At 62.7% G+C, this 13,237-nt stretch carries 13 protein-coding genes; 4 read left to right on the forward strand and 9 right to left on the reverse strand.

Annotated features, from left to right (window positions below):
- Window positions 1–93: 93 nt before the first annotated feature.
- The 3 genes from BM045_RS04680 (at window position 94) to BM045_RS04690 (ending at window position 2,272) form a co-directional block, all read left to right on the forward strand.
- Window positions 94–708, forward strand: a complete 615-nt coding sequence (locus BM045_RS04680) for an NIPSNAP family protein (RefSeq protein ID WP_170848374.1) — start codon at window positions 94–96, stop codon at window positions 706–708.
- 1 nt (window position 709) lies between these two features.
- Window positions 710–1,171, forward strand: a complete 462-nt coding sequence (locus tag BM045_RS04685; protein ID WP_092180092.1) for a RidA family protein — start codon at window positions 710–712, stop codon at window positions 1,169–1,171.
- Between the two features lie 123 nt (window positions 1,172–1,294).
- Window positions 1,295–2,272, forward strand: coding sequence for an LLM class flavin-dependent oxidoreductase (locus tag BM045_RS04690; RefSeq protein ID WP_092180954.1), 978 nt, complete (start codon window positions 1,295–1,297; stop codon window positions 2,270–2,272).
- 4 nt (window positions 2,273–2,276) lie between these two features.
- Here BM045_RS04690 and BM045_RS04695 read toward each other — a convergent pair whose 3' ends face one another.
- The 8 genes from BM045_RS04695 to BM045_RS04730 all read right to left on the reverse strand — a co-directional run bounded on the left by BM045_RS04695 (window position 2,277) and on the right by BM045_RS04730 (window position 11,413).
- Complete coding sequence (locus tag BM045_RS04695) at window positions 2,277–4,127, reverse strand: alpha-amylase family glycosyl hydrolase (RefSeq protein WP_092180094.1); 1,851 nt, start codon at window positions 4,125–4,127, stop codon at window positions 2,277–2,279.
- Between the two features lie 22 nt (window positions 4,128–4,149).
- Entirely contained in the window at window positions 4,150–4,347 is a 198-nt protein-coding gene (locus BM045_RS04700; protein ID WP_139198701.1) for a DUF2934 domain-containing protein, read from the reverse strand.
- A gap of 14 nt (window positions 4,348–4,361) precedes the next feature.
- The gene (glgX, locus tag BM045_RS04705) at window positions 4,362–6,446 is read right to left on the reverse strand and encodes a glycogen debranching protein GlgX (RefSeq protein ID WP_092180956.1); all 2,085 of its coding nucleotides are present in this window, start codon (window positions 6,444–6,446) and stop codon (window positions 4,362–4,364) included.
- An 84-nt stretch (window positions 6,447–6,530) separates the two neighbouring features.
- Complete coding sequence (locus tag BM045_RS04710) at window positions 6,531–7,265, reverse strand: aspartate/glutamate racemase family protein (protein ID WP_092180098.1); 735 nt, start codon at window positions 7,263–7,265, stop codon at window positions 6,531–6,533.
- Window positions 7,262–8,080, reverse strand: a complete 819-nt coding sequence (locus BM045_RS04715; RefSeq protein WP_092180100.1) for an ABC transporter permease — start codon at window positions 8,078–8,080, stop codon at window positions 7,262–7,264. The genes BM045_RS04710 and BM045_RS04715 overlap by 4 nt, the downstream gene beginning before the upstream one ends.
- 1 nt (window position 8,081) lies before the next feature.
- On the reverse strand, window positions 8,082–8,939 hold the full coding sequence (locus tag BM045_RS04720; protein WP_244522875.1) for an ABC transporter permease: 858 nt from the start codon (window positions 8,937–8,939) through the stop codon (window positions 8,082–8,084).
- A gap of 66 nt (window positions 8,940–9,005) precedes the next feature.
- A complete protein-coding gene (locus BM045_RS04725; protein ID WP_092180104.1) occupies window positions 9,006–10,292 on the reverse strand; it encodes an ABC transporter substrate-binding protein in 1,287 nt (428 codons plus the stop codon).
- Between the two features lie 32 nt (window positions 10,293–10,324).
- Entirely contained in the window at window positions 10,325–11,413 is a 1,089-nt protein-coding gene (locus BM045_RS04730) for an ABC transporter ATP-binding protein (protein WP_092180106.1), read from the reverse strand.
- A gap of 260 nt (window positions 11,414–11,673) precedes the next feature.
- Between BM045_RS04730 and BM045_RS04735 the strand changes: the two genes are divergently transcribed.
- Window positions 11,674–12,393: a GntR family transcriptional regulator gene (locus BM045_RS04735; protein ID WP_092180108.1), complete on the forward strand. Its 720-nt coding sequence runs from the start codon at window positions 11,674–11,676 to the stop codon at window positions 12,391–12,393.
- Window positions 12,394–12,444: 51 nt separating this feature from the next.
- Here the strand turns inward: BM045_RS04735 and BM045_RS04740 are convergent, their stop codons facing one another.
- Complete coding sequence (locus BM045_RS04740; RefSeq protein WP_092180110.1) at window positions 12,445–13,191, reverse strand: SDR family oxidoreductase; 747 nt, start codon at window positions 13,189–13,191, stop codon at window positions 12,445–12,447.
- Window positions 13,192–13,237: the final 46 nt, after the last annotated feature.

The following is a 13,237-nucleotide window of genomic DNA, read 5'->3' on the forward strand; positions in this document are numbered from 1 at the left end:
TCGCCCGCCCAGATTTTGGCGTGCACTTGGCATTCTTTTGGTGTACCAAGATTGGGCGAGTTTGGAAAGCCAATGAAATCCCCAGGACCAACCATGCTTTACGACCTAACGATCCTGTCGCTGCTGCCCAATACGCTGGGCGCGGTGATGCCTTTACTGCCCGAAACCTACAAGAATTTCTCCAGCACCGGAACGCCGCTGGGCGCCTTTGCCTGCGAGTTCGGCACGCTCAACCGCTTTGCCTTCCTGACTCAGTATGACAGCGTCGAGGCTCTCACCGCCGAGCGCGCCCGGCTGATGCAGACCGACAATCCCTATGGCATCGGCCAGTATATCGGCGGCATCAACAGCACGGCGTTCAAACCGCTGTCCTTCGCCAAGCCGATCGTGCCGGGCACGTACGGCCCCTTCTACGAATTCCGTACCTATACGCTGGCGCCCAATGGCCTGGCCGATACCGAGGCCGCCTGGGCCAAAATCATCGACCGCCGCAATGAGATGTCTCCGCTGCTGACCAATATGGCCTCCATCGAGGAAGGCCCGCAGAAGATGGTCCATATCTGGCCCTATAACAGCGTGGAGCAGCGCGTCGCGGCCCGTGGCCAGGCCAGCAAGGAAGGCATCTGGCCACCGCCGGGCGGTTCTGGTCACCTGACCAATCTGCAGTCCGAGCTTTTCGTCGCCACCAGCTTCTCGGATCTCAAGTAGCATGTCGAAGACCGCTGCCCGCCTTGCCGCGCTCGGCATTGTGTTGCCCCCGGCGCCCCAGCCGATCGGCCTGTTCATTCCGGCCGTTCGCACCGGCAACCTGCTGTTCCTGTCGGGCCTGGCGCCCGCCGTGGCCGGCGAGCCGCCGATTACCGGCAAGGTGGGTGCGGATTTCTCGGCCGAGCAGGCCCAGGTCCATGCTCGCATGGTCGGGCTGAACCTTTTGGCCGTGATGCTGGCGGAACTGGGTGATCTCGATCGCGTCGCCCGGGTGGTCAAGGTGCTCGGGCTGGTCAATGCCACGCCCGACTTTACCCGCCATCCCTTCGTCATCGACGGTTGCTCGACGCTGTTTGCCGAAGTGTTCCCGGACCTTGGCCCGCATGCCCGCACCTCGATGGGCACGGGTTCGCTGCCCAACAATATTCCGGTCGAGATCGAAGCGATCATCGAAATCCTCTAAATCCAGAGGCGGCCGTTCCATTGGCCGCCTCTTCGAGCAAAACGTCCGCCTGCGACGCTTCAACCCTCGTAAATCGCTAGCCGGCGCCCTATATCGTCAAAATACGATAATATGGAGCTTGTCATGGTTGCGCTGTCTATCCTCGATCTCGTGCGGGTCAACGAAGGATCGGGGCCGAAAGACGCGCTGGACAATGCCCGCAGCACTGCCGCGCATGCCGAGCGCCTGGGCTATACCCGCTACTGGGTCGCCGAACATCACAACATGCCCGGCATTGCCAGCGCCGCCACGTCCATTGCCATCGCGCATATCGCGGCCGGCACCACCTCCATCCGCGTTGGCGCCGGTGGCATAATGCTGCCCAACCATGCGCCGATGGTGATCGCCGAACAGTTCGGCACCCTGGCGCAGCTTTATCCCGGCCGCATCGACCTCGGCCTCGGCCGTGCCCCCGGCACCGACCAGATGACGATGCGGGCGCTGCGCCGCTCGCTGTCCAATTCGGATAATTTCCCGCAGGACGTGCTGGAGCTGCAGGCCTATTTCGCCGCCGCCGAAGAGGGCCAGCGGCTGCAGGCGGTTCCCGCGGCCGGCACCAATGTGCCGCTGTGGATTCTGGGCTCCAGCACCTATGGCGCGCAGCTGGCGGCCGAGCTTGGCCTGCCCTATGCCTTTGCCAGCCATTTTGCGCCGGATGCGTTGATGCCGGCGCTCGAGATCTACCGCAGCCGCTTCAAGCCATCTGAACAGCTGGCCGCGCCGCATGCCATGATCGGCGTCAATATCATTGCCGCCGAGACGGATGCCGAAGCCCGTCGCCTTGCCACCACGCAGCAGATGTCCTTTGCCAATATTTTCCGCGGCGCGCGTGGCCTCAGCCAGCCGCCGATCGATGACATCGAGACTTATTGGTCACCGGCGGAAAAGGCCCAGGCGGCGCATATGCTGGCCCATTCGATCTATGGCTCGCCGGAAACCGTCCGCGCCGGCATTGCCGACCTGGTCGCGCGAACCGGTGCCGACGAGTTGATGGTGGTGTCGGACGTTTTTGATCCCGCCAAGCGCGTGCGCTCGTTCGAGATCATAGCCGAAAGCCTTTAGACGGCTAGCGATCCGGCTCGCTTTTCAGCATCACGGCACAATCGCTGGGTAGAATCCAGAAGCGGGCCGGATCGATCGCGCCGCGACCACCGCCGTCATAGTCGGGATGCTCGCTCGACCAGGCGACAGTCCAGTGATGACCGTCGGTGGGCGCCAGCAGCGGTTCGGCCAGCACGCCAATCTGCAGGTCGCGCCCGAGATTGAGCAGCAGCAGGCGATGGCCGGCTGGATCGGGCGTCAGGTAGCGGATCAGCAGCGCCGCATCGCCAATCACCGCGCCATCGATCCGCCGCTCGCTGCGCTGCGAAAAGGCCGGGTCCAGCCTTCGCATCGACAACAGGTCGCAATGGAGCTTCAGCATGCCGGCATGGCGCTGGGCCTCGTTCCAGTCGAGCTTGCTGCGGTGGAGGGTCTCGGGATCGGCCGGATCGGGCAGCGCTGCCTGCATCGCCGGATCGGTGACGCTGAGGAAATTGATCAGCGATTTTCGACGGCCATCGGCAACGGCCTTGGCCTCGTCGCCCTCGAGGCCAAAGAAGTAGAGGAAGGGGTTGGAGGCGGCGAATTCTTGGCCTTGGAACAGCGCCGGCGTTTGCGGTCCGAGCAGCAGCAGCGCGGTGATGGCGCGCAATCGCGCCGCGGATGCGAGGGCGCCGAGCCGGAAGCCGCGGGGAGAATTGGCGACCTGGTCGTGGTTCTCCAGGAAATGCACGAAATGCTCGGCGGGCGTCGCTAGATTATAGGTGCCATAGGGCTTGTCGCGCATGTCCGAGCGCTGGCCTTGATAGAGAAAGCCATATTTCAGCGCCGAGACCAGCTCCTGCGGCGTGCCGAGATAATCGCGATAATAGAAGTCATTGTGCCCGGTCATGGCGACGCGCGCGGCATGCTGGAAATCATCACTGATCATCGCATCCATGCCGTGGCCGCCCTTGGCTGGCGGGTCGATCATGCGATGTTCCTGCGGCTGGTTTTCGACCAGCATGTAGAGTTTTCGCGCGCCGGCAGCCGCACGCACCGCGCGCGTCAGTTCGGTGAGGATATGCTCCTCGCTGACATCGAACATGGCTTGCGCGGCGTCGATGCGCAGGCCGTCGAGATGGAAATCCTCGATCCAGTAGACGGCATTGCCGATGATGAAGTCGCGCACCGCTCGCGATCCCTCGCCGTCATAGTTGAAGCCGGCGCCCCATTCGTTCTCATAGCGCGTGGTGAAATAATGTTCGCTATAGGCGTGGTAGTGATCGCCCATGCCGACATGGTTGTAGACCACGTCGAGGATGACGCCGATGCCGAAGGCATGGGCCCTATCAACGAAGCCTCGCATCTCCTCCGGCGTGCCATAGGGCGCGTAAGGTGCATAGGGCAAAGTCGTGTCATAGCCCCAGCCAAAGCGCCCCCTGAAAGTGCCGACTGGCATGATCTGCAGGATGGTGACGCCGAGATCGCGCAGGTGGGTCAGGCGCTCGGCTGCGGCGGCCCAGGTCCCGGCCTTGGTCAAGGTGCCGATATGCAGTTCGTAGAGCACCTGGTCGCTGCTCTCGACGCCGGGCCAATTCTGGTCGGTCCAGGCGAAGTCGGAATTGACCACCATGGATGGTCCGTCATTGCCGTCCGGCTGCCAGGCCGAGGCGAGGTCCGGCAGGCGCTTACCACCATCCAGCGTGAACCAGTAGCGCGAGCCGGGCCCGACATCTGGCACCGACGCGCTGAAATATCCATGGCCGTCCGCGTTCAGTGCAAAGCTGCCTTTGCCTTCCACCTCGACGGTAGCGGCCTCCTTGCCCAGCGCCCAGAGCGAGAACTGCGTGTTCCCGCCCTGAACCCGGGCGCCAAAGCGTGTTGCGCTGGACATGGATCGGCTGGTGAGCCCTGGTCTATTTGACCGGGCTGGGTGCAATCACCGAGAGCGGCAGTTCCGAGGCCGGATCGTCGGGCGGCGAACCCGCAGCCTCGTCCGACAACAGCTTCACCGCTGCATGCCAATAGTCCTCGTCACGGCCCTCGGGCGCGCCATCACGCTCCCAGAGTTCATAGGCGATGACGCGGATTTTTTCGTGGTCCAGCTCGGCCATGGTGATCTCCTCGATCAATGCAGCAGAATGAGTGAGCGCGGGGCCATCTTGATGGCCTCGCCGCCTTGCACAGAACGTGCGCCGTCATCGGGGGTTGCAGTGTCGATGGCGGCCGTCCACGGGGTATCTTCGCTGCGCTTGGGCACTTTGAAATCCACCTCGCCGTCATGGGGGTTGAACAGCACCACCAGCTCCCACCAGATGCCGTCCTGGCCCTTGAGATCGTCGCGCGACAGGCGGATGCCCAGCGTCGTGGCGCCGGCGTCAAGCCAATGGGCCGCCTGCTGCTCGCCACCGCCCGGATTGTACCAGGTGACGCTCATCTGATCGCGCCAGTTGTCGCGATGGATCAGCGGCTGCTGGTTGCGAATGGCCACCAGCTTGCGGACGAAATCGGTCAGCGCCTTGGCATTGTCGTTGAAATCCCAGTTGATCCAGGAAATCTCGCTGTCCTGCGCATAGCCATTGTTATTGCCGCCCTGGGTGCGGCTGAATTCGTCGCCTGCCAGCAGCATCGGCGTGCCGTGACTGAGGAACAAAGTGGCCAAAAAGTTACGCTTCTGCCGTTCGCGCACCGCGACGATGCCTTCGTCGTCGGTCTCGCCTTCGGCGCCATAGTTGAAGCTGCGATTGTCGTTGTGGCCGTCGTTATTGTCCTCGCCATTCGCATCATTGTGCTTCTCGTTGTAGGAGACCACATCGTGCAGGGTGAAGCCGTCGTGGGCGGTGAGGAAATTGACGCCGGCCCAGGGGCGGCGTCCGCGCAGGTCGTAGACATCGCCCGAGCCGGTGAAGCGCGCGGCAAAATCGCCCGTCGTGTGATCGGTGTCCTTCCAGTAGTCGCGAACTGTATCGCGATACTTGTCGTTCCACTCGGCCCAGCCGGGTGGGAAGCCGCCGACCTGGTAGCCGCCGGGACCGATATCCCAGGGCTCGCCGATCAGCTTGACCTTCGCCAGCGTAGGATCCTGCCCAACCGCGTCGAAGAAGCCCCCGCGCTGGTCGAAACCCTCGGGCTCACGGCCCAAAATCGTGCCCAGATCAAAGCGGAAGCCATCGACATGCATGTCTTCCGACCAGTAGCGCAGGCTGTCGGTGATCATCTGCATGACGCGCGGATGGCTGGTATTGACCGTGTTCCCGGTGCCGGTGTCATTGATGTAATAGCGCGGATCACCGGGCATGGTGCGATAGTAGGAGAAGTTGTCGATGCCCTTCCACGAGAGCGTCGGCCCCATCTCATTGCCTTCGGCAGTGTGGTTGTAGACCACGTCCATGATGACTTCGATATTGGCGTCATGGAAGGCCCGGATGGTGTTGCGCAACCCGTTGATGCCATTGGGGCCGTAGTAGCGGCTGGCCGGGGCGAAAAAGCCGAGCGTGTTGTAGCCCCAATAGTTGCGCAGGCCCTTCTGCAGCAGGAAGTCGTCATCGGGGAAGGCGTGGATCGGCAGCAGTTCCACCGAGGTCACGCCGGTGGATTTGATGTAGTCGATCACTTCGCGCTGGGCGAGGCCCTCGAAGGTGCCGCGCAGCTCTTCCGGCACGGCTGGGTGCAACTGGGTGAAACCCTTGACGTGGGTCTCGTAGAAAATGGTCTTGGCCCAATCGACATTGGGCTTGCGGTCATTGGACCAGTTATAGCCGTGCGGATCGATGACCCGCGCCTTGGGCGTCACCGAGGCGCTGTCCGCGTCGTTGAACGACAGGTCCTTGTCTTCGGCATCGCCATTGTAGCCAAAATGCGCTGGCGACCACTGCACATCACCCACCAGCTCGCGGGCATAGGGGTCGATCAGCAGCTTGTTGGCATTGAAGCGATGGCCATGCGCCGGCTCATAGGGACCATGGACGCGGTAGCCGTAGAGCGTGCCGGGACCGACGCCTGGAAGGTAGCCGTGCCAGATCTCATTGGTATATTCGGGCAGCGTGATGCGCTCGACCTCGGCGCCCCTGGCCTCGTCGAACAGGCAGAGTTCGACCCGGCTCGCATAGGCCGAAAACAATGCAAAATTGGTCCCCTCGCCATCCCAGTTCGCGCCAAGCTTGGTGTAATCGCCAGGCAGGATCTGGCGGGACGACGAAGGCGTATGGGACATGGCATGCTCCAGTGGATTGGCCAGCCTCAACGGCGGGTGACGCACTAGGTTGCCGAAGGATTTTGCAGACCCCGCATGCAGGCACTAGGCAGGTGCGAATTCCGCCAGGGCGCCGGCATAGGGCTTGGCGACCGGCGGCGCATAAGTGCCGCGTTTGCTGGTCGAAAGCCCCAGCGCCACCAGCGCTTCGGCCTGCTTGACCGCTGCGCCGACGCCATCGATCACCGGCATGCCGAATTCATGGCTCAGGGTGCGCGCCAGGTCGGCCATGCCGGCGCAACCGAGCACGATGGCCTCGGCATTGTCCTCGGCGATGGCGCGGACGATCTCGTTGCGCAGCTTGTCGCGAGCATTGGAATTGGGATCTTCCAGCGACAGCACGGCGATATTGGCGGCGCGGATTTTTGCCCGGCCGGCCATGCCATAGCGATGCGCCAGCTCTTCAATCGGCACGCGCGAGCGCTCCATGGTGGTGACCACGGTAAAGCGCTTGGCGATGAAGCCGGCCGTGGCGAGCGCCGCCTCGCAGATGCCGATGACCGGAATGCGCGCCATGGCGCGGGCGGCGTCGAGGCCGGTGTCGTCGAAACAGGCGATCACCGCGGCATCGGCGCCCTCGCGCTCGGCTTTGCCGATCTCCTTGAGCAGGCCTGGCAGGGCAAAGGCTTCGTCATAATAGCCTTCGATCGAGACCGGCCCCATGCTGGAGGTCACCGGCATGATCTCGGTACCTGCCGCCGCCACCAGCCGTGCCGCATGGGCGATGGTGGCGGTCATGCTGGCGGTGGTGTTGGGATTGATGACGGCAATGCGGGTCATGCGCGAGCCCGCTTGCGGCCGATGAAGAGGATGATGCCGAGCGTTGCGAGGATGACGAGGAAGGAGAACAGCGTCGTCACTGTGCCCAGCGCATAGAGCACCGGCGTCGTGACATTGGTGGTCATGCCGTAGATTTCGAGCGGCAGGGTGTTGGAGCTGCCCGAGGTCATCAGCGTGCGGGCGAATTCGTCATAGCTGAGCGAAAAGCCAAACAGGCCGACGCCGATCAGGCTGGGCGCGATCATCGGCAGGACGACATGGTAGAAGGTCTGCCACGAGCTGGCGCCGAGGTCGCGTGCGGCTTCCTCATAGCTCGGCGAAAAGCGGTTGAAGACGGCGAACATGATCAGCACGCCAAACGGCAGCGTCCAGGTCAAGTGGGCGCCATAGCCGGAACTGAACCAGTTGGGCCGCCAGCCCAATTGCTGGAACAGCACGCCGATGCCGAGCGAGACGATGATCGAGGGCACGACGAGGCTCGCCACAGTCAGGTAGAACAGCGGGCTGGCGCCGACAAACTTTCGGCGGAAGGCAAGGCCCGCCAGCAGCGAGACCAGCACCGTGGCCGACATGACCAGCAGGCCGAGCATGAAGGAACGGCCGAAGCTGGCGCCGAAATTGCCCACGGCCTGGGTTTCGAACAGGTTCTGGAACCAGCGGAAGGAGACGCCATTGAGCGGGAAGGTCAGCCCGCCCTGCGGTCCCTGGAAGCTCAGGATGAACACCGCCGAGAGCGGGCCATAAAGAAACAGCACGAACAGCACGAAGAAGGCGGCGAGGACGTAGAAGCCGGTCGTGCGCTTTTCGCTACCCATCTTAGAGCTCCTTGCGAATATCGACGATGCGCAGGATGCCCGCGACCATGAACAGCACCAGCACCAGCAGCACGATGGCATTGGCCGCAGCCGCCGGATATTGCAGCAGGCTCATCTGGTTGCGCATCATCAGCGCCACCGAGGCGGACTGGCCGCCGCTCATCACCTGCACGGTGGAGAAATCGGCCATCACCAGCGTCACGACGAAGATCGAGCCGATGGCGATCCCCGGCTTGGCCAGCGGCAGGATGACGTTCCAGATAATCTGCCAGTCTTTTGCGCCGGCATCGCGCGCCGCTTCGACCAGGGATTTGTCGATGCGCATCATGGTGTTGAAGATCGGCGTTACCATGAACAGCGTGTAGAGATGCACCATGGCGAGGACGACCGCGAAGTCGGAATAGAGCAGCCATTCCACCGGCTGGTCGACAATATCGGCCCCGACTAGTCCCGAATTGATTAGCCCGTTGCGGCCGAGCACCGGGATCCAGGAGATCATGCGGATGATGTTGGAGGTCAGGAAGGGCACGGTGCAGACGAGGAAGAGGATCATCTGCGTCGTCGCGCTGCGCACATGGAAGGCCAGGAAATAGGCGACCCAGAAGCCGACGAAGGCGGTGATGGCCCAGACCAGGGCTGCGAATTTCAGCGTATTGCCATAGGTGCGCCAAGTGACCCACGAGGTCAGCGTCTCGGCATAATTGAAGGTGAAAAAGCCCGGATACATGCCGGCAAAGTCATAGTCCCAGAAACTGACGACTAGCAGCAGCAGGATGGGCACGGCGAGGAAAAAGCCCAGGATGACGAGCAGCGGCGTGGCCTGGATATAGGGCGTGGCGCGCGCGAGTAGGTTGTTCATTGGATTCCCCGACATCATGGCCCGGCAGGCGGTGGGTGCGGCGCCGCAGCGCCGTACCCGGAGTCATCAGGCGGCGATGAACTCGTTCCAGCGGCGGACCATGTAGCGGTCCTCGTCCATCACCGAGTTCCAGCAGGCGACCTTGCCCATGCGCTCTTCGAACGAGCCGCCGTCGCGGATGGCGCCGGCCTTTTCCATCACCGTGCCATCGGGCGCGAGGATATCGCCCGTGGCAGCCTTGCCCTCGATCCAGTAGCCCCATTCGTCGGCCGACATATGTTCCTTGGCGGTGTCCATGGCGGCAGAATAATAGCCCTGGCGGTTGAGATAGCCGCCGACCCAGCCGGAGGTGTACCAGTTGATATATTCGTACGCCGCGTCGAGCTGCGCGCCCTGCAGATGCGCGGCGAGACCCAGACCACCGCCCCAGGAACGATAGCCTTCCTTGAGGGGCTGGTACTTGCAGGCAATGCCCTTGGAGCGCACCGCGGCGACGGCAGGCGACCACATCGACTGGATCACAACTTCACCCGAGCTCATCAGGTTCACCGACTCGTCGAAGCTCTTCCAGAAGGCGCGGAACTGGCCATCCTGCTTGGCCTTGATCAGGAAATCGATGGTGGCATCGATCTCGGCGGTGGTCATGTTGCCCTTGTCGCCATAGGTGATGTTGCCCATGGCTTCCATGATCATCGCCGCATCCATGATGCCGATCGACGGCACGTTGATGATGGCGGTCTTGCCCTTGAAGGCCGGGTCCATGATATCGGCCCAGGTCGAGATTTCGCGACCGACCAGGTCGGGGCGGATGCCGAGCGTATCGGCATTGTAAATGGTCGGCACCATGGTGAACCAGCCGGTCTCGCCCTTGGCAAAAGTCTTGTCGCCGGGGGCTTCGACAAAGCCAACGGTATGCGGCGCGGTGCCCTGGGCGATGACGCTGTCGGGCAGCAGCTTGCCGGTTTTGAACAGCGGCACGATCTTGTCGTAATAGGTCAGCTTGGACGTATCCATCGGCTGGATCACGCCCGTCGGGAAGACCTTTTTGAGGATCCAGTATTCGATATCGGCGATGTCATAGCTGTCGGGCTGGGTGACGGCGCGCTGGGCAGCGGCGTCGGAGTCGGTTGCCGTCATTTCCAGCGTGATGCCGAGGTCTTCCTTGCACTTTTCGGCGATGGCATTGAGGTTCGACACGCCCGTGCCGAACTGGCGCAGGGTGATCGGGTTCTGCGCCCAGATGGTGGGGAAGCCGGTGATCACACCGGAGCCGATGGCGGCGCCTGCCGCAGCTGCGGCGCCACCCTTGAGCACGTTACGACGCGAAATGCCGGTCTTGCTTGTCTCTGTCATAGCCTGAACGTCCCTGTTTGCTTTGCTGAGATCTAGGAATTGAGCGTGCCGAGGATGATCGCGTCCTCGGCGTCCCAATGGAGGGGCACCGCATCGCCCACCGCGACAGGCGTCGCGTAAAAGGCCGTGTCGGTGATGATGGCGGTGAATTCGGAAATGCCGGCGCCTTCGATGGTGAGTTTCACCGTGGCGCCGCGATATTCGAGATTGGAGACGAGGCCGGCAAACCCCAGCCCCTTGACTGGGCTTTCGCCGATCCGCACGTGATCGGTGCGGATTGCGGCATCGACGTCCGAACCAATCGGCTTGGCCTCTCCTGAGGCGGAGAAGCTGCCACCGCCGACCACCTCGAAGCTGACGAGACCATCGGCTGAGCCGGTCACCTTGCCGGAAATCACATTATGATCGCCCATGAAGCGGGCGACAAAGGCCGTGGCTGGACGCTCGAACACTTCGCGCGGGCTGGCGGCCTGTTCGATGCGGCCGTCGCTCATCACCACGATAATATCGGCCAGCGCCATGGCCTCTTCCTGGCTGTGAGTCACGTGCACGAAGGTAATGCCGAGTTGCTTCTGTAGCTTCTTGAGCTCGGCGCGCATGCGGATCTTGAGGAAGGGATCGAGCGCCGAGAGTGGCTCGTCGAGCAGCAGGGCTTCTGGATCGGTGATCAGTGCGCGGGCCAGCGCCACGCGCTGCTGCTGGCCACCGGACAACTGGGCCGGACGCCGTGTCGCATAGGCGTCCATCTGCATCAGCTTGAGCATGTCGAGCGCCCGCGCCCGCCGCGTTTCCTTGTCGACGCCAGCCATCTTGAGGCTGAAGGCGACATTGTCGATCAGGTCGAGATGGGGAAACAGCGCATAAGACTGGAACATCATCGCAGTGCCGCGCTTGGCCGGCGGCAGGTGGGTCACCACATCCTTGCCCAGGACGATATCGCCGATCGAAACGCTCTCGTGCCCGGCAATCATGCGCAAGGTGGAGGTCTTGCCGCAGCCCGAGGGTCCGAGCAGGCAACAATAGCTCCCGGCCGGGATTTTCAGGCTGATCGCATCCACGGCAGTGGTCTTGCCGTAAATCTTGGAAACCGATGCAATGTCGATCTCGGCAGCTTTGGACATACAGCGTCCCCCGTTTGTCGGGTTCTTCTATGCATCCGCCGTGCCAATTCTTTTAGACACACGCAACCCATTGTAAGGCCTCATAAATCGATACATATCGGCTATGTACGATTTATGAGCAGACCCTCGGAATGCTCGATTCATAAGCACGTGTTCGCAGCTCGCGCCAAAATTGTATGCAATCTTAGGCGTGACTGTATGCGACTTCCGACTTCCGCTGGGTGGCGATTCCGCATATGTAAAGCTCATCCGGGGTATTCATGACTCTTGCCGACCACAGCTTTGCCACTCTGCCGCTGGCCGAAGACCGTGCCGCGATGATCCGCGATCATTTGCGCGATGCCATCGTCGATCGGCGGCTGGCACCCGGCACCAAGCTCAACGAGGCCGAGGTCGGCACGCTTTTCGATGTCAGCCGTACCGTGGTGCGCGCGGCGCTGCAGGCTCTTGCCTTCGAGGGCCTGGTCAAGACCGAGCGCAATCGTGGCGCCTTCGTTGCCAATCCGACGCCGGAAGAAGCCCGCCAGGTGTTCGCCTCGCGCCGGCTGATCGAGCCGGGCATTGCCCGCGCCGCGGCCGAGCGGATCACCAGCAGCGAGATCGCCACCTTCCGCGAGCGCCTGCATGAGGAAAGCCGGCTGATCGGCGAGCGCGGCCCCAGCGCCCGCCGCGCTGAAATCCATGCCTCCGGCGATTTTCACCTGCTGCTGGCCAGCGTCGCCGGAAATGCCATTCTCTTGCGCTTCATGGAGGAACTGGTGGCCCGTTCGTCGCTGGTCATAGCGCTCTATGGCCGCTCGGGCGCCTCGAGCTGCGGCCACAATGACCATGGCAATATTCTCGCCTCCCTCGAACAGGGCGATGGCGAACAGGCCGCCAGCCTGCTGCTGACCCATATCGACCATATCGAAGCCGACCTCGACCTGCGCCAGACCGGCAATCTGCCGCTGCGCGAAGCATTGGGCAGCGGCAGTTTCTGAGACCGACGCAGGCGAGGCCCGCGGCGGTATTTCGGTTACGTCGGACGCTGTCTAGTGACCCAGAGCGACGGCATCGGCACCAGCCGGCAGACGGGTCGGCGCCGAAGGATCGGTCGCCGCACGCCAGACAGCCTCCGCCACATCTGACGACAGCGTCTTGGGCGCATCCGGATTTTGCAAGCCGGCAATCACCTCGTGGGCGAATTCGGCATAGACGTCGGGAAAGCCGCCCTGCCCCTGCAGCCGTGCCAAGGCGGTTTTGCCAAAGCTGGTACCTGGCGCCGAGCCGGGCAGCACGATTTTCACGGTGATGCCGAATGGGGCCAGTTCGAGGGCTACGGATTCGGTGAAGGCATTTACCGCCGCCTTGCTCGCGGTATAGGCCGAGAGCAGCGGCAGCGGCTTCAGCGTGACGCTCGAGGTCACATTGATGATCAGTCCGCTGTTCTTGGCCCGAAACTGCGGCAACACGGCCTGGACCATCCGCATGGTGCCAAGAGTGTTGGTCTCGAACAGCGCGCGAGCTATCTCGATCGGCGTGCCCTCAAGCGCATTCAACCAGCCAATGCCGGCATTGTTGACCAACACGTCGATCGGCCCGGCAGCCTCTACCGCCTTGCGCACGCTTTGGTCATCGGTGACGTCGAGCGGCAGAACGACAAGGTTTTCGGATGCCGGCAGCAGATCGGCGCGCGGCGTCCGCATGGTGGCCACGACCTTCCAGTCGCGGGCGAGGAAATACTGGGCGATATCGAGGCCAAAGCCCGACGAGCAGCCGGTGATGAGAATGGTTTTCATGGGGTGTTCTTCCGTGTGTTTGTGTTCCAACACCGCGGATGTGGAA

Source organism: Devosia sp. YR412 (assembly GCF_900110945.1).
Lineage (GTDB): Bacteria > Pseudomonadota > Alphaproteobacteria > Rhizobiales > Devosiaceae > Devosia.

Bases quoted from the DNA above. Each gene is read 5' to 3' on its own strand.
- BM045_RS04680 (WP_170848374.1), top strand. From the start codon at position 94: ATGCTTTACGACCTAACGATCCTGTCGCTGCTGCCCAATACGCTGGGC.
- BM045_RS04685 (WP_092180092.1), top strand. From the start codon at position 710: ATGTCGAAGACCGCTGCCCGCCTTGCCGCGCTCGGCATTGTGTTGCCC.
- BM045_RS04690 (WP_092180954.1), top strand. From the start codon at position 1,295: ATGGTTGCGCTGTCTATCCTCGATCTCGTGCGGGTCAACGAAGGATCG.
- BM045_RS04695 (WP_092180094.1), bottom strand. From the start codon at position 4,127: ATGTCCAGCGCAACACGCTTTGGCGCCCGGGTTCAGGGCGGGAACACG.
- BM045_RS04700 (WP_139198701.1), bottom strand. From the start codon at position 4,347: ATGGCCGAGCTGGACCACGAAAAAATCCGCGTCATCGCCTATGAACTC.
- glgX (WP_092180956.1), bottom strand. From the start codon at position 6,446: ATGTCCCATACGCCTTCGTCGTCCCGCCAGATCCTGCCTGGCGATTAC.
- BM045_RS04710 (WP_092180098.1), bottom strand. From the start codon at position 7,265: ATGACCCGCATTGCCGTCATCAATCCCAACACCACCGCCAGCATGACC.
- BM045_RS04715 (WP_092180100.1), bottom strand. From the start codon at position 8,080: ATGGGTAGCGAAAAGCGCACGACCGGCTTCTACGTCCTCGCCGCCTTC.
- BM045_RS04720 (WP_244522875.1), bottom strand. From the start codon at position 8,939: ATGAACAACCTACTCGCGCGCGCCACGCCCTATATCCAGGCCACGCCG.
- BM045_RS04725 (WP_092180104.1), bottom strand. From the start codon at position 10,292: ATGACAGAGACAAGCAAGACCGGCATTTCGCGTCGTAACGTGCTCAAG.
- BM045_RS04730 (WP_092180106.1), bottom strand. From the start codon at position 11,413: ATGTCCAAAGCTGCCGAGATCGACATTGCATCGGTTTCCAAGATTTAC.
- BM045_RS04735 (WP_092180108.1), top strand. From the start codon at position 11,674: ATGACTCTTGCCGACCACAGCTTTGCCACTCTGCCGCTGGCCGAAGAC.
- BM045_RS04740 (WP_092180110.1), bottom strand. From the start codon at position 13,191: ATGAAAACCATTCTCATCACCGGCTGCTCGTCGGGCTTTGGCCTCGAT.